The organism is Paenibacillus lupini (genome assembly GCF_011761355.1).
GTDB lineage: Bacteria > Bacillota > Bacilli > Paenibacillales > Paenibacillaceae > Pristimantibacillus > Pristimantibacillus lupini.
Window position 1 is genome coordinate 680,023 of record NZ_JAASRW010000003.1, and the last position, 16,816, is coordinate 696,838.

The following is a 16,816-nucleotide window of genomic DNA, read 5'->3' on the forward strand; positions in this document are numbered from 1 at the left end:
GATACTTATTATAACGTTTGAGATGATTCAACAGATGAGTTTGATTCAGCATCTGCTTGAGCTTGGAACTGTTGGTCCACTTGGCCTAAGAATAGGGCTGCGCGCTGAATATATTCAGTTGGTGAAGCTCGGAACAGCATTTCGTGTTGACCGTTTGGCACGATCCACGAACGGGACAGCGGATTCGACTGACCAGCTGCGATTTGCTCTGCTAACTGGTAAGGCGCCTTTGCATCATTTGTACCATGCATAATGTAAAGCGGGATATTAAAGGATTTCGCTAATATTTGATTGACGGGTACCTGCTTCAAATTCGCACCTGACCAGATCGGCAGCAGAGTCTCGATCAGCGGCATAGACGGGAACTTAGGAAGCGGCAGGATTTGCGTCACGTTATGGAACATCGTATCTGAGCTGGCAAGGAAAGTGCTGTCCAGAATCATGGCATCAATGTCATTGGTTTGGAGTGCCGCTTGAAGCGCTGTTCCTGCACCCATCGAGAAGCCCCAAACCACGATCTCTTGTGCTCCACGGGATTTAGCAAAATTAATCATGGCAAGCAGCTGCTGTGATTCTTCTATGCCTCCCGTTGCTGGAGCTTTGTGCTTCTGGGAAGCATATCCGTAGTCAAAAAGTACCACATTATAGTGAAGCCCATGCAATAGCTTCGTCAGATCATACATTGGTACCCAGCTTTCCTCCCGGTTCGCTCCATAACCATGGCTGAAAATAACGGTCCGTTCCGAGGATTGGGTCGAGCTTGCCAGGACAGCGTCTGAATCATTGTCTGCAGCAGGGACATACCAGCCGCTGACGGTGGTCTTACCACTTACACTAGGTAACATGATATCTTCATAATCGAGGCCAACTGCGGCCTTCGGGTTGGATGTGAGTGGTGCAACATAGGGATAAGTCAGCATCCATGCGATATATCCGTAGAAGACGAGAACAAGCAGCAAACATAGTGCAGTGAAAGAGGCGACAAGCGCAATAAAGAAATGTTTGCGAGTCTTCGCTTTAGGTCGTTGTTTCTGCAGTCCGCCTTCGAGAAGAGGATAAGGCTGCAAGGATTGAGGAAAGCCGGTTTCAAGCGGCATCGGTGTCATAATAGTTGTGTTCATCGCAGTGTCCCTCCCCACAAAACATAAAACTATGTAAGCGCTTCTACGCTTCTAGTACTTTTATCGTAGACCGATAGGGTGAGCCTGTCAATTGATGTCGATGTAATGTTAAGCATTTGTAATCATGCTGTAATGAACGAACTTATCTTTACCACTCTTACTTTATTAAGGTATACTAGATGATAATAAGTTTCATTGTACGGAACTAGATTTACAGCAAAAGGAGGACGGACTTCATGGAAGAGGGCAAAGCAAATGTACGGGCAGTTGAGCGGGCGCTGGATATATTGCTATGTTTTACGACGGGAACGGATCTGGCCATGTCAGAGATCGCGGAGAAGGTCGGTCTGCATAAAAGTACCGTCCACCGTATGCTGGCTACGCTGGAGGATCGGGGTTTTCTAGAGAGGGATCCTTCGTCGGAGCGGTATCATCTTGGAATGCGGATGTGGGAGCTGTCGGCGCATTTATCCCGTTCGGATGATCAAGCAGTTATCTGGCAGCCGGAGATGGAGCGTTTGCGTGACCGGTTAGGAGAGACGGTAAGTATTTATGTGCGTGACGGCTCGGAACGCGTTCGTATTCAAGCCGTGCAAAGCAATCAGCCGGTTCGTCGGGTTGCGCCGGTTGGTGCCAGACTACCCCTGTATGCTGGTGCTTCCAGCAAAGTATTAATCGCTTATTCGGACCGTTTTGTGCAAGAACAGATTTTCGGCGACCCCGCATGGTTGTTAACCATCGATCTGGATCAATATAAGCAGCAGCTTGAGGAAATCGTAGAGCAAGGCTACGCAACAAGCTTCGAAGAGCGGGAGCCGGGTGTAGCGGCTTTGTCTGCGCCAATCTTCAACCGGCATGGCCAGGTAGCAGCAGCGTTATCAGTATCGGGACCGGCAAGCCGGTTAACCATGGAGAGTATGCGTGAATATTCATCTGTCTTAATTGAATATGCGAAGCGTATGGGGACGATGATAAAGTGACGGTTAAAGTAGAGGTTAAGGGGGCAACTGCGCATTCGAATGTTCTTCCGATCGCCATTGCTCAGGGATTCCTTGGAACAATTCCAATGGGATTGGAATCCCTGAGCAAAAGCGAACGCTTCAAAGCTTTCTGAAAGAAAGCTACTTCGTAAGCATCAACTTCGCTTCTCCAGAATCATTCGAATGCTCCGTTTGCCATTAACCTAACTTTAAAGAGTGGAAGATTAGAAAGAAAAAGCGACTGTGCAGGCTAAGCCTAGCACAGTCGCTTTTTTTGCGAATTACATGATCTGGCGCAGTACGGTTTGAAGGATGCCTCCGTTGCGATAGTAGTCGACGTCGACCATGGAGTCGAGTCGTACGGTTGTACTGAACTCGGTTACTTTGCCGTTCTCATCGGTGGCTTTGACGCTTACCTTTTGACCCGGCTTTACGTCATTCGAAAGCCCCGAAATATCAATCGTCTCGCGGCCAGTCAGGCCAAGGGATTTCCAGCTTTGACCTTCCAGGAACTGCAGCGGAAGGACACCCATGCCTACGAGGTTCGAACGGTGAATCCTCTCGAAGCTTTCGGCAATGACCGCTTTGACGCCAAGCAGGAGGGTGCCTTTGGCCGCCCAGTCACGAGAGCTGCCCGTTCCGTATTCTTTGCCGGCGATCACGACAAGGTTGGTACCATCATCCTGATACTTCATGGAAGCATCATAGATGGACATCACTTCATTCGTAGGCAGATATGTGGTCACACCGCCTTCGGTTCCTGGAGCCACCTGATTACGAATCCGGATATTGGCGAATGTACCGCGCATCATGACCTCATGGTTACCGCGGCGGGAGCCATAAGAGTTGAAGTCGACCTTATCTACGTTATGATCGGTCAAATAGGTGCCGGCTGGACTGTCGGTCTTAATATTACCCGCAGGCGAAATATGATCGGTTGTCACTGAATCACCAAGCAGGGCGAGGATCTTCGATGCTGGAATATCAACGATGTCGGCAATATCTGCACCCAAATCCTCAAAGAACGGTGGATTCTGGATATAAGTTGAATCCGGATCCCATTCGTAGCTTTCACCTTTTGGTACCTCGATCGCGTTCCAGCGGTCATTTTGCGTGAAGACGTTGGCATATTTGTCACGGAACATTTCCGGACGGAGTGCGGCTTTGATTGCTTCATGCACCTCTTGATTTGTTGGCCAGATATCCTTCAGATAAACCGCCTTGCCATCCGAGCCTAGACCGATCGGATCCTTCGACAGGTCGATATTAACCGTGCCAGCAAGTGCGTAAGAAACGACAAGCGGCGGGGATGCCAGATAGTTTGCTCTTACCTGGGCATGGATACGGCCTTCGAAATTCCGGTTGCCGGAAAGAACGGCAGCTACAGTCATGTCATTGTCCGCTATGGCTTTGCTGACTTCATCAGGAAGCGGGCCAGAGTTGCCGATACAAGTCCCGCAGCCGTATCCGGTCAAGTGGAAGCCAAGTGACTCAAGCGGTTTCATTAAGCCTGCACGATTAAAGTATTCCGTTACAACAAGTGAACCCGGCGTCAGTGAAGTCTTCACATACGCAGGTACCTTAAGCCCGCGTTCGACTGCTTTCTTGGCCACAAGTCCTGCGGCGAGCATTACACTTGGATTGGACGTATTGGTGCAGCTGGTGATGGCTGCGATAACTACAGCACCAGTTCCCATTTCGCTCTCACGGCCGTCTTTATGGTGAACTGGAACCTTTTGATTAATATTCTCTTCACTTAAGCCGTAACCGCCTCTTTCAACGGACAGGTTGATAATGTCATTAAACGCCTCTTTCAGATGCGTAAGCTCTACGCGGTCCTGCGGCCGTTTGGGCCCAGCGAGAGAGGGGACAACACTCGATAAATCAAGCTCCAGCGTATCCGAAAATACAGGATCTGGTGTCTCATCGGTTCGGAACATATCCTGCGCCTGATAATACGCCTTTACCAGTTCAATCTGCGCCTCATCCCGGCCTGTATCACGAAGGAACCGGAGTGCTTCTTCATCTACAGGGAAATAGCCGATTGTTGCACCATACTCCGGTGACATGTTAGCCACGGTAGCACGGTCTGGCAGGCTGATATTGGACAGTCCTGGTCCAAAAAACTCGACAAACTTGCCAACAACACCTTTTTTTCGCAGCATTTGTGTAACGGTCAGGGCAAGGTCGGTAGCGGTCGAGCCTTCGGCTAGGCTGCCCGTCAGCTTGAAACCAATGACTTCGGGCATGACGAAATAAAGCGGCTGTCCGAGCATCCCGGCTTCTGCCTCAATACCGCCTACACCCCAGCCTACAACGCCAAGTCCATTGATCATCGTAGTATGGGAGTCTGTGCCGACAAGAGAATCGGGGAATACAACGGTGTCTTCTCCGATCTGTTTGGTCGCAGCCACAGACGCTAAGTACTCTAAATTCACCTGATGCACAATACCTGTACCGGGAGGGACTGCACGGAAATTATCAAAGGCCGTTTGCGCCCAGCGAAGGAACCGGTAGCGCTCGCCATTACGCTTGAATTCTAGCTTGGTATTGTACTCTAGGGCATCAGGGGTGCCGAATGTATCGATCATGACGGAATGGTCGATGACAAGATCAACCGGAACAAGAGGGTTGATCTTCTTCGGGTCACCCCCAGCACGCTTTACCGTATCGCGCATCGCTGCAAGATCAACAACGACTGGAACACCGGTGAAATCCTGAAGAACAATACGAGCTGGAATAAAAGGAATTTCCTTATCAACCCGGCCATTCGCCCAAGCGGCAATCTGCTTAACATGCTCTTCCGTTATCGCTCGTCCATCGAATTGGCGGACAGCCGCTTCAAGCAGTACTTTGATGGAGAAAGGAAGTTTAGAAACAGGGCCCAGCCCTTGCTTCTCCAGTTCTGCGATCGGGTAATACACATAGGTTTTGCCGGCAGCATCCAGCGTACTGCGCTGTGCAAAAGGGTTGTTCGTGGACATACGCTTTTTGACCTCCTAAAAAGTTTGCGAAGCAAACTTCGCTTCGAAAGCATCGGCTTAAGTTTGCGAAGCAAACTTCACTTCATTAGCATCCTCTGCTGTTTACCTCAAGTAGTGTTCCCAAGCCCTGTGGTGATTGTTACATGAATTAATACATTTGCTCATATAATGAACCAGCAAATACAGGAATGGGAGGGGTAGCCATGTCTACGCGATCGGATCGACCAAGGAATCGTGCCGATAGGCAGCGGTCAAACAAAGCCTTACTGCTCCAGCCGGCGCCGGTACGTTCCGTCCAGCCGTCAAGCCAGGCGGATTCTCAGGAGAGACATTCGTTTGAGGTACCTAATAATGCAGTCGTGCGTGAGCAGACCGGCAATCCGACGTTGTCATCGTCCAGAGAGCTACCTGCCCAATCCACCCATCCAAAGTCTGCCCAGCCTTCTGCCGGACATACTGCTGAGAGGCCAGCCCGCCAGAAGCTTTCTTCCTTGCTTCGTTCCTCGGATCAGGCAGGAGCAAAGAAGAGAGAAGCCTCTGGTGAATGGAAAACGGCCATTTCGAAATATGTAAACTTATATAATAAGGCGGAGACAGATCAGCATTTTGCTGCCCTAGATGACTATATAGACGATAAAGATCACTGCTCACGACTTCGTTATCGACTCGAGAGATTAAGGGAGAGAGATTTGTATCGTGGTGTGCTGCCAGCAAGAGGCGAGACAAAAGCTGATCTGATAAGGGTGAATGAATCCCCAACGGAAGTATCCGTACTTGTGAAGCTGCATATCAAAAGGCAAATGGAGCAGTCCGGGCTGTACTATCTGGAGGAGAGAACCGAATTCGAGCGGCTATGGCTGAATTTTACAGGAGAAGCTTGGCGTATTTTCCGAGTTGAGCCTGTCATTGCCGAGCGGAGACCACGATTTGGAATGGCGGAATATACAGGTGCAGTCGAAGAGGAGGTTCTGGATCAGACGCGGGAAGCATCTGTCTTCCGGTCCACACCATTTCTGAATCTTGACCAGTATCCACAGCTGAAGCAGCGGGTGAAAGGAATCCCATACCGGCGTGAAATGGCGGCTGCTTACGCCGACAGATGGTGGAATGAAGGTAATCCAGCCTATGAAGAATTTGAAGTGAACTGTACAAACTATATTTCCCAGTGTCTCTTTGCAGGCCACGCGCCTATGAACTATACTGGTAAAAGAGAAAGCGGCTGGTGGTACAAAGGCCGAAATGGCGGTAAAGAATGGTGGAGCTACAGCTGGGCAGTGTCCAATGCACTTACCAATTATTTGTCCGGCAAACGAAGCTCTGGCCTGCATGCAACGGTTGTTGAATCGGTGGAAGAGCTTCAGCTTGGTGATGTCATTACGTATGATTGGAACGGGGATAATAGGTACCAGCACAGCACGATTATTACGGCCTTTGATGCGGCGGGTATGCCGCTCGTTAATGCGAATACGGTTCCGAGCCGGCATCGCTTCTGGGATTATCGTGATTCCTATGCATGGACAGAACAAACGAGATATCGTTTTTTTCATATAGCGGACCACTTCTAAAATTGATCATACCGGAGGATACCTAATGGGGAAGAAAGTACACTTAGGGTTGATTTACGGAGGGAAGTCGGGAGAGCATGACGTATCGCTGCAGACGGCATTTGCAGTAATGGGTGAGCTCGATTACGCAAAATATGAAATAACGCCTTTTTATATTACTAAGCTTGGCGAGTGGAGAGTAGGAGAGGTAGCTGGATGCCAGCCGGCGGCAATTGATGAGCTTCGGCTCCTGCCGCCTGACGGTTCGCAGGTACCTGTAACTCCGGCATTCCCGCTCGCTCCATTGCTTGGCAGTCTAGCTGGCGGGAATACTGCGGCAGGAATTGATGTTGTTTTCCCGCTGCTTCATGGCACTTTCGGAGAAGACGGAACCATTCAAGGAATGCTGGAGATAGCGAACATTCCATATGTCGGGGCAGGGGTTTTAGCTTCCTCTGTCGGGATGGACAAGATTACAATGAAGAAAGTATTCGCCTACGAGGGTCTGCCGCAGTGCGTATTCCGTTATTTTAACCGGGCGCAGTGGGAGAAGGACGCCTCCTTTTTTATTATGGAATGTGAGGTTGCATTAGGGTATCCCTGTTTCGTGAAGCCTTCTAATCTCGGATCCAGCGTAGGAATATCCAAAGCGAAGAACCGAGATGAGCTTATCGCTGCCGTAGATTTTGCCTTTCGATTTGACCGCAAGGTCATCATTGAAGAATTTGTTGATGCAAGGGAAATTGAGGTCAGCGTACTGGGAAATGAAGATCCGAAGGTATCCGTGCCGGGCGAAATTGCGCCTTCCAATGAGTTTTACGATTATAAGGCGAAGTACGTAGATGGCAGATCAACCATTCACATTCCAGCAAATATCCCGAACAATAAGGCAGAAGCCATACGAGATATGGCGATTCGTGCATTTCTTGCGATTGACGGGTCGGGCCTGTCCCGCGTAGACTTTTTCTTAAGAAAAACAGATGGGCAGCTATTCATTAACGAAGTGAATACGATGCCAGGCTTTACGCCAATCAGTATGTATCCGCTTATGTGGAAGGAATCAGGTCTGCCTTACCGTGATCTGCTTGATAAGCTGATCGATCTTGCTCTGAAGCGTTATGCGGATAAGCAAACGATAGATTATGGCGGTTGCGGCAATATAGGTCCCTAATTCTAGAAGAAAGGAGGAGTTTAGAATGGGTTTTGCAACAGAGTTTAATTCCGTGTGTAAATTCAAATCGGAGCAAGAGCTGTATGAATTGCTTGAATACGGTAGGGGCAAAATGGTGAAGAGCGGGTTCCGCGTCTTCCCAACCGGCCAGAAAGTAATCGCGTATACACCTAATAACGAAGCGATTGCGATCGTTCGCGTCCTCGCCTCGATTGCGGAAATTAATTTCCAAGGCGAAGAAGTGACGGAAGTGGAGATGGAGCTGGTGCGCAAGCTGAACGAAGAGGAAGCGCGCATTCAGACGGCTCTCGCCTACGAGATGTTTTTCGGAGAGAGGGTATAATTCATAATGATCGTCCGGTTCGGATTTGTCGCCATGAGTATGATTCTTGAGAATGCTTCACCGTCTCGGACGATGACATTTGCGAGCTTTAATAAGCTGAATGATCGAGAGGCCGGCATACGGAAAATGGAGCGGATCGCAGAGGATAATCTGCGAAGCACGCTTCGTATCATGAAACATGCTAATGCGCATGACATCCACATGTACCGATTCTCGTCAAAGCTTATCCCGCTTGCTACCCACGGCGATCTTGCAGATTGGGATCCGTTTGTTGTGCTTCGTCCTACGATGAAGGAACTTGGCGACTATGCAATTAAGACAGGGATGAGGACCTCGTTCCATCCCGATCATTTTTGCGTATTCAGCACGAATCGGCCAGAGGTTCTGGTGAATTCCGAGCGTGATCTCGATTACCATATCCGGATGCTTGAGGCAATGGAGCTTCCCGAGACCGTGAAATGCAATATTCATATGGGTGGAGCTTATGGCGATAAAAAGCTGTCCAGTGAGCGTTTTATCGAGCAGTTTGGTGCATTATCGCCGAGGTACAAGCATCGAGTTACGTTAGAGAACGACGATAAGACATTTAATGTTCGAGAAACGCTGACAGCAGCGGAAGCCGTCGGCGTGCCGATGGTGCTGGACATTCATCATCATGCCGTCAACAGCGGCGATGTATCGATGGACGAGCTGTCTGCTGGCTTATGGCCGCGGATTGCACGTACCTGGAAGCTGGAAGAGGAGCGCCTTGGGCTAAAAGAAGGTGCACTGCCGCCGAAAATTCATGCTTCGAGTCCCAAAAGTCTTTCGGATCCTCGCGGCCATGCAGAGTTTCTGGAGCCAGAGCCGCTTGTGCAGTTTCTGCGAAGCGTTGCATCTACAACGCCAAGGATTGATTGTATGCTTGAAGCCAAGAGCAAGGATGCCGCTCTGCTCAAGCTGATGGAGGATTTGAAGGAAAGGGCCGCGCAGGAAGACGGGATCCGGATTCTTGATGGCGGAACCATTGAGATCGAGCCATAATCGTTAGCACCGTCAAGGTAGACTCCTTGAATTCTAAGCATTTATAAGTCTTGTCTTATAAACAGGTCTTAGAATTCTCCGGAATGAAACGCATCTCGCCGTCAGAAGATAGCGCAGAGCGTTTCACCTTGGCGGTGTTGTTTTATACAGGTACATAATTGAGATGCATCCAGAGACTTCAGAAAGCGGTGAAGCAAAAGTGTTGGAGTGGATTCTTCTAGCGCTGCTTGGCGTTGTTGCAGCGATGTTCGGGAGTATCGTTGGTCTTGGCGGGGGCATTATTATCGTCCCTGTGCTGATGCTCCTTGGGTCGCAGCTCACGGGCGGTGAGATCAGTCATGCGACCGCCGTAGGTACATCGCTCACGATGCTGATTGTAACGGCACTTGCTTCAACTCTAAGTTATGCGAAGAAGAAACTGGTCGATTTCCGCAGCGGCTGGTTGTTCTTTATCACCAGCGGGCCAGCTGCGATGATTGGATCAGCTTTGACAAGCCGGTTCCAAGGCGCCGCATTCTCGCTTTCGTTTGGCATATTCATGCTGCTTATGGCTGGCTTGTTAATCGCTAAGGATTATTTGAAACCGATTACCAGGGAATGGCCGATCAAACGGACGGTGGTGGATGCCAAAGGGCAAGAGCATACGTATGGCTATGCGATGGTTCCGGCACTCAGTATTGGTTTTGCTGTTGGGTTGATTTCGGGCTTGTTTGGGATCGGGGGCGGTTCTTTATTTGTTCCTCTGATGGTGCTGTTATTCCGATTCCCGCCGCATACAGCTACCGCGACATCCATGTTTGTTATCTTCCTTTCATCCATTCTTGGGAGCGGGATGCATGGCTTTCTTGGTGAAATCAATTATTGGATTGTACTGGCACTGGTGCCGGGAGCGTGGATTGGCGGCAAACTTGGAGCTATGATTGCTAGACGCATGAGTGGGAAAGGTCTGCTATGGCTGCTGCGCATCACGTTATTGCTGCTGGCTGGCCAATTGATATACGAAGGTTTGACGAAGCTTTAACACTAGGTTAATATTTTTAAAATATACGAAGTGTAAGATTTCACTATACTGAGCTACTATTTCATCGTGAAGTTTACGCTGCTCTTCCTAAGGATGACGCAGCCGTTTTCACTTGTGTGAAACTTGCATAGGAAGTCATACGTATAAGTTACAAACATACAATTAAAGCATTCATTAAATTATGACGAGAGTAGAGTGATGGACTGTGACTGTAGGTGATCAGCAGGGCACCGTCGTCGGAGGCAAAAGCTTCGCCGCCGTGGCGATCAACTGCGCGGCTAAAGCGGGAGAATGGATAAAGTCTAAGCTAGGAAATTATGAGAAGCTTGATATAAAGTATTCGGCGCATGATTTGGTGACAGAAGTGGATAAAGGCTCTGAGACATTGATTAAACGTCTTGTGCTGACACATTTCCCTCATCATTCGTTCCTAGGTGAAGAGGGTGTTGAGCCAGGGCCAGAAGCCTCCGCGCGTGCATTGGAAGAATTAAGCGATGCCGAGTATCTATGGATTGTTGACCCGATTGACGGGACAACCAACTTTGTTCATGGTTTTCCGTTTTTCGTCGTATCGATTGCCCTTGCCCATAAAGGTGAAGTTATTCTAGGGGTTGTTTATGATCCGATGCGGGATGAGCTGTTTATTGCCGAGAAGGGCAAAGGCGCTTATGTACATGGCAAACGGATGAGCGTGTCTGGCGAGGATACTCTGAAGACGAGCCTGATTGCAACGGGCTTCCCGGCAGATGCAGAATTTGCACTGCCGCTGAATATGAAGGGATTACAAGCAATGGCGCCGCAAGTGCGTAACATTCGTTCAGGCGGTTCCGCTGCCCTTCATATGGCTTATGTCGCTGCCGGACGCCTTAGCGGCTTCTGGGAAATTGGTCTGAACAGCTGGGACCTCGCAGCAGGCGCGCTGCTGGTACAGGAATCCGGCGGTATTGTAACCGATACACTAGGCGGGGCGTACAGTCTTGGCGTCCGCCATGTCGTAGCTTCGAATGGAAAGGTGCATAAACCATTCCTTGAGGCGCTTGCGAATGCGGAGGCAGTGCAATAGTAGGATGTACCAAGATAAAAATAGCGGTACAGGGATATCCCTGTACCGCTATTTTTATTTGCGGATTAACCTTTAGTTAGCAACCTTATTCCGATATTCCTGAGGTGTGATGCCAAAATGCTTCTTAAATAATTGAATGAAATAGCTTGGCTTCTGATAGCCGAGCATGACCGAGATTTCATAGATTTTCTCATCGGTTTGGGCGAGTAGTTCAGCTGACTTCTCCATCCTGGCACGGAGTAAATATTCGCTGATGCCTTCCCCGGTCTCCGTCTTATAAATCTTAGACAAGTAGGAAGGATTTAAGTAAACATGAGTGGAGATGGAGTTAAGCGAAGCCTGCTCCAAATGGCCATGAATAAATTCCTGGACTTTACGGATGATGCCCGAACGTGAATCCTTATCTTCACTATTAACTGACTTCTGATAGGAAGTGATGGACCGGCTTGTCCATGCACGCAAATCCTCAACGGAATTGATTGGACTGCCGTTCGCGAAAGCGTGGAAATCATCGCCAATCATGTCAGAGAGCCATTTCTTGTTCTTGTGAGCTAATGCAGCAAGAGAGGCAGCGATAGAGAAATAGGCTTCCAGCACATGCTCTTGGGAACCACGCCATTCTTCTTCGATTTCCCGGAAAATCGCCTCAAGCTTGTCGTTTGCAGTATCCCATTGACCAAGCTCAAGCATCTGCAAGACGGATGGCGGGCGGTACAGTTCGCCGAGCAGTTGAGGGGCTCCGCGTGTAGGCTCTTTGGCGAGCGACACGAATAGTTCTCTCTCACCACCGATGAACTGACGGAAGTTAGTGATGGAAGTCTGATAGAGCGGGTTTACATCTTGTGGGAATGTCCCGCCTTTACTCGTCAGAATGGAGATACCGACCTTGAGATAGGACTTCACAACATGCTGCAGCTGGAAGGCATGGCTTTCGATCCAGCCATCGAGGTCAGTTGGAATGGTAGAACCAGCTTTAGCTTTTAACAGACAGACAATAAATCCGTTCGAATCCTTACAATGCCACATATCCAGCTGATCCCCAAACACTTCTTCCGCCATATTGGATAGGGCATAATCAATGAGGCCTTCACTTTCACCATCATCATAGAGCCGGTCTTCATCATTCAATCGGAGCAGCAAGACATGGAATGGATCTCCCTCCTGGAAAGGGATCGAATAGGTCGCCAGCTTTTTCGATAATCGCTGAAGCGATATGGATTGTTTGCCGCTTAAGAGATCAAGCAGCAAATACTCCCGCAGCTTAGGCAATTGTTCTCGAAGGGAGTACATAGCTCGCTGCATAGAGCTGATCTCGAGCCATTCCTGTTCGAGTTCCTTAATTGCCCTGCGGACCGAAGTAAGAAGCTCATCATCAGCTGCGGGCTTGAGCAAATAATCAGTGGATTTCAGCTTCAGTGCCTGCTTCGTATATTCGAAATCGGAATACCCGGAGAGCAGGATACATTTCGTATGCTTCCAGTTCTGTTTAATTTCCTGAATAAGCTCAAGTCCTGTCATGCCAGGCATCCGGATATCGGTAATAACGACATCAATTGCGTGTACATGCATCAGCTCGATCGCATCTGGACCCGAATAAGCTTTATGTACGACATCAATCCCCGCTTCATCCCATGGCAGCATATCTGCAAGATCATCTGCCAGTATGGATTGGTCATCTACAATAAGAAGTTGGCGCATGTTAGATTCCTCCTAAAAAGAATTGTGAAGCAATTCTTACTTCGAAAGCATAGGCTTAAAGAATTGTGAAGCAATTCTTACTTCGTAAGCATGTTTGTCTCATTTGGCCAATACAACTCAACGGTAAGTCCACCGTCATCACCACGGTAAAGTCGTACGCCTGCTTCTTGTCCATACTGGAGCAGCATACGCTGGCGTGTATTCCATAACGCGCAGCCCTTATCCTCGGTAGGAGGCATAGACATTTGCAGCTTCAGCTGGGCGAGCTGTTCCTCGGAAACACCAATGCCGTTATCTGTGACGGTAATGAGGTTGTAGCGGTCATTTTGCGAGCCTGTAATTTGGACTTCGCCAGTACCGATAGGCTCCAAACCGTGCACAACGGCATTTTCTACAATTGGCTGCAGGATAAGCCTTGGAATTTCGAGCTCTTCCATTGCCTCTGGAATTGTAATGACATAGGTCATATCCTGGACATTCATCGCTTGAATAGCTAGATAGCTTTTGACAAGGTCCACTTCTTCTCGCAAGTAGGCCAGCTGTCTCTCGGATCTAGTTGTATAACGGTAATAACGGCTGAGATGAAGAGCAAGTTCCATAACCGATTCTTTCTCTCCAAGTCTCGTTAAGCTGCGAATGAGAGAGAAGCAATTATAAAGGAAATGCGGATTGATCTGGGACTGCAATTGCTTCAGGTTAGCATCTCTTGAACGGATCTGTTCGAGATAGACGTTCTGGATCAGCTGCTCGATCTGGACGGCCATATCGTTGAAGCTGACGAGCAGGAAGTGGAACTCATTATTCGGATGGAAGACCTTCAGCTTCGGATATTCCCCTTTCTTCAGCTTCTTCACACCGCGAATAAGCTCCCGTATTGGTACCTGGACATTCGTATACAGGATATAGGCGGCAATCGTACTGCCGATAAGCAAAAACACGATACAAATATAGAAAAGATTGCTGTTTGCTGTAATCGGTCTGACAACATCATCAATCGGTAAATAATCAAACAGATACCAGCCCAGCTCGGGCATGTAGACGCTGTTCACGGTATATTCGGTCCCGTTTAGCTTAATACGAGAGTACTGCGAGTGTGACAGCTTACTCAAATCTACTTTAGAGAGCAGCGTTTGCTGAAGCTCTTTGTCAGAGCCTCTTACGGCTAATATTTGCTGCTCGGGCGAAACGAAGAAGGCATCTCCCTTGCCACCTTGTTTAAAGCGTTCAAGCCCTTTTACTAATTCATCTGCTGCAAAGCTGACTTCTACAATAACCCCAGCGTTACCGGAGGAGCTGTCATAAGGTTCGGTCAGAAATCGGACAAACCTTGGATTATTCTGATAGTAGGGGGCGACATTCTCGGTATATTTCCATACCTTTGAATAGTTTTTCGTGACGAGATCTTTATTGTATTCCAGGTGGAAGTCGGTTGAAACGAAGGTATTGGTTGCAGGCGCATAGATGCTGATTGTTGTGTCCCAATCGGAGGAAGCATTGATCAGCCGAAGCTTGTCGGCAATTCGAATCTTCTGATCCGTTTGTTCATATAGGGTGGCAATCTCTAGAAACTCGAGGGTACGTACGTTGATATCTTCCGTGATCATAAGACCACTCTTTGCAAGCTGTTCTGCCGTTTCATCCGTCTTATCAGCAAAATAGGACAAGTCCTTATTCATAGATATTTCGACTTCATTCATAACAACATCCATGCTTGTTTTATTAGAAAACCAATAGAGCGCGATAATCGGAATAAGCAGCAAAACGATAATGCCGACTATTTTTGTAAACGTATTCAATCTAAGCGACATCCTTGTCCGTCTCCCCGCATCAATGTGGATGAAAACAAAAGAAATGGGTATCGTTCTAAAATCATTGGCGCAGACTTGCCGATTCCCCGATTGCTATACTTACTATACATCATGATGAGACTCTGTCAATCGACAAAAAGAATAGCGGAAAGGACAATGGGGATGGGGACAACAACAAAGGCGATAGCCCGTAATGAGGTCATTGGAGAGAACACTGAAAAAACAAAAGCAAGAGGTTTCCTGAAGAGGACATGGCCGCTGCATCTCATGTTGCTTCCGGCAGTAATCTTGCAATTCATCTTTGTGTACGTACCTCTCGGGGGATTGGTAATCGCTTTTCAAGACTATAAACCTTACGATGGTATTTTCCATTCCAAGTGGGTTGGGCTTGAGCATTTCAAGTTTATGTTCGATTATCCGGACATTCAGCAAGTGATCACGAACACGGCGTTTATTGCATGCCTGAAGATTATATGCGGTATTATTGTGCCGTTCATCTTCGCGCTTCTGCTGAACGAAGTGAACTTTAATCCATTCAAACGTACTGTTCAAACCTTGGTATATCTACCCTACTTTATTTCCTGGGTATTCCTCGGCGGGATCCTGAACGATATGCTGGCTTCGGATGGCATTATTAACTCCGTCCTTCATGATTGGTTCGGGATGAAAGAATCGATCTTGTTCCTGGGAGATGGGGACTGGTTCCGATTTGTAGTCGTACTAAGCGATGTATGGCAGCAATTTGGTTACGGTACAATCGTCTACTTGGCAGCGCTTGCGGGAGTTAATCCTTCTCTCTATGAGGCAGCAGAAGTGGATGGTGCAACTCGCTGGAAGCAAACCTGGCATGTTACGATCCCTTCGCTCTTGCCAATTGTTATCGTTGTAGGTACGCTTGCACTCGGTAATATTTTGAACGCAGGCTTCGACCAAATCTTCAACTTGTATAATCCGCTTGTCTACGATAAAGGCGATATCATTGATACCTTCGTCTATCGGACGGGTATTCTGAATGGGCAGTACAGCCTGGCGACGGCAGTGGGCATATTTAAATCCTTGATTGGATTCGTGCTCATCATTGTTGGCTACAAGCTCGCTCACAAATATGCGGATTATAAAATCTTCTAGAAAGGGGTACCTGCGTACATGTATCAGAAAACATTTGGCTATCGAGCATTCTCTGTCTTTAACTATCTCCTCTTAAGTCTCGCGGGACTGCTGTGTATTATACCAATCATTCATATTCTTTCGATCAGCTTTAGTGCCAGTGCCCCTGCGAATGCGCATTTGGTTGGCATGTGGCCGGTAGACTTCAACACGGAATCGTATACGAAAACAATGAATAACCCGAACTTCCTCCGGGCGTTCTGGATTTCGATCTTTCGAACAGCGCTTGGTGCCTCGATTACACTAGCGGTTATTACATTAGGCGGCTATGCGCTGTCGAAGGATACAACGGTATTCAAGAGCCGGTCGAGATATGCTTGGTATTTCGTATTTACGATGTGGTTCAGCGGCGGTATCGTTCCTCTGTATATCGTCATTCGTAATCTCCACATGATGAATACGATTTGGGCGCTTGTTCTTCCAGGCTCGGTTGCTGTATTCAATATGATTCTCTTGATGAACTTCTTCCGTGCAACTCCCAAAGAACTGGAGGAAGCAGCTTTCATCGACGGGGCAGGGCATTTCTCGATTTTGTTCCGAGTCTATCTTCCTCTAGCAATGCCGGCAATTGCAACGATGTCGTTGTTCACGATTGTTGGCAACTGGAATGCATGGTTTGACGCTTTGCTTTATATTAACGATTATCGTAATTACCCGCTCGCAACCTTCTTGCAGACGGTTATCGTCCAGCAGGACTTCAGTAAGCTGAACCCGGACGTGAACGAGCTGAAGAATATCTCGCAGCGTACCGTTAAGGCAGCGCAGATCTTCATCGGGATGCTTCCAGTACTCCTTGTGTATCCGTTCCTGCAGCGCTTTTTCGTCAAAGGGATTGTCCTAGGTGCGGTAAAAGAGTAATTGTTTCAGGAAGATAAAATAATGGTATGTTACTC

13 protein-coding genes are annotated in these 16,816 nt (G+C 48.3%); 9 read left to right on the forward strand and 4 right to left on the reverse strand.

The annotated features are described in order from the left end of the window. Positions 1-8: 8 nt before the first annotated feature. Positions 9-1,121: an alpha/beta hydrolase gene (locus tag FHS17_RS12705; RefSeq protein ID WP_167278760.1), complete on the reverse strand. Its 1,113-nt coding sequence runs from the start codon at positions 1,119-1,121 to the stop codon at positions 9-11. 236 nt (positions 1,122-1,357) lie between these two features. On the opposite strand from FHS17_RS12705, the gene FHS17_RS12710 reads away from it, so the two are divergent. Further along, the gene (locus FHS17_RS12710) at positions 1,358-2,101 is read left to right on the forward strand and encodes an IclR family transcriptional regulator (RefSeq protein WP_167278761.1); all 744 of its coding nucleotides are present in this window, start codon (positions 1,358-1,360) and stop codon (positions 2,099-2,101) included. Positions 2,102-2,382: 281 nt separating this feature from the next. Here the strand turns inward: FHS17_RS12710 and acnA are convergent, their stop codons facing one another. After that, complete coding sequence (gene acnA, locus FHS17_RS12715) at positions 2,383-5,085, reverse strand: aconitate hydratase AcnA (RefSeq protein WP_167278762.1); 2,703 nt, start codon at positions 5,083-5,085, stop codon at positions 2,383-2,385. 203 nt (positions 5,086-5,288) lie between these two features. On the opposite strand from acnA, the gene FHS17_RS12720 reads away from it, so the two are divergent. From FHS17_RS12720 to FHS17_RS12745, 6 genes are all read left to right on the forward strand, one after another. Continuing rightward, complete coding sequence (locus FHS17_RS12720) at positions 5,289-6,650, forward strand: amidase domain-containing protein (protein ID WP_167278763.1); 1,362 nt, start codon at positions 5,289-5,291, stop codon at positions 6,648-6,650. A gap of 25 nt (positions 6,651-6,675) precedes the next feature. After that, complete coding sequence (locus FHS17_RS12725) at positions 6,676-7,800, forward strand: D-alanine--D-alanine ligase (RefSeq protein ID WP_167278764.1); 1,125 nt, start codon at positions 6,676-6,678, stop codon at positions 7,798-7,800. A gap of 25 nt (positions 7,801-7,825) precedes the next feature. Next, positions 7,826-8,143 (forward strand): hypothetical protein, encoded by a 318-nt coding sequence (locus FHS17_RS12730; RefSeq protein WP_167278765.1) that lies wholly within the window; start codon positions 7,826-7,828, stop codon positions 8,141-8,143. Between the two features lie 6 nt (positions 8,144-8,149). After that, on the forward strand, positions 8,150-9,166 hold the full coding sequence (uvsE, locus tag FHS17_RS12735) for a UV DNA damage repair endonuclease UvsE (protein ID WP_167278766.1): 1,017 nt from the start codon (positions 8,150-8,152) through the stop codon (positions 9,164-9,166). A 202-nt stretch (positions 9,167-9,368) separates the two neighbouring features. Further along, positions 9,369-10,187: a sulfite exporter TauE/SafE family protein gene (locus FHS17_RS12740; RefSeq protein WP_243865347.1), complete on the forward strand. Its 819-nt coding sequence runs from the start codon at positions 9,369-9,371 to the stop codon at positions 10,185-10,187. 205 nt (positions 10,188-10,392) lie between these two features. Continuing rightward, entirely contained in the window at positions 10,393-11,250 is an 858-nt protein-coding gene (locus FHS17_RS12745; RefSeq protein ID WP_167278768.1) for an inositol monophosphatase family protein, read from the forward strand. A 72-nt stretch (positions 11,251-11,322) separates the two neighbouring features. Here FHS17_RS12745 and FHS17_RS12750 read toward each other — a convergent pair whose 3' ends face one another. Both FHS17_RS12750 and FHS17_RS12755 read right to left on the reverse strand, forming a co-directional pair. Further along, positions 11,323-12,948: a response regulator transcription factor gene (locus tag FHS17_RS12750; RefSeq protein WP_167278769.1), complete on the reverse strand. Its 1,626-nt coding sequence runs from the start codon at positions 12,946-12,948 to the stop codon at positions 11,323-11,325. A 77-nt stretch (positions 12,949-13,025) separates the two neighbouring features. Continuing rightward, the gene (locus FHS17_RS12755; protein ID WP_167278770.1) at positions 13,026-14,756 is read right to left on the reverse strand and encodes a sensor histidine kinase; all 1,731 of its coding nucleotides are present in this window, start codon (positions 14,754-14,756) and stop codon (positions 13,026-13,028) included. A 162-nt stretch (positions 14,757-14,918) separates the two neighbouring features. Here FHS17_RS12755 and FHS17_RS12760 point away from each other — a divergent pair, with 162 nt between their 5' ends. Further along, positions 14,919-15,884, forward strand: coding sequence for an ABC transporter permease (locus tag FHS17_RS12760; RefSeq protein ID WP_415639843.1), 966 nt, complete (start codon positions 14,919-14,921; stop codon positions 15,882-15,884). A gap of 18 nt (positions 15,885-15,902) precedes the next feature. Then, complete coding sequence (locus FHS17_RS12765; RefSeq protein ID WP_167278771.1) at positions 15,903-16,781, forward strand: carbohydrate ABC transporter permease; 879 nt, start codon at positions 15,903-15,905, stop codon at positions 16,779-16,781. Positions 16,782-16,816: the final 35 nt, after the last annotated feature.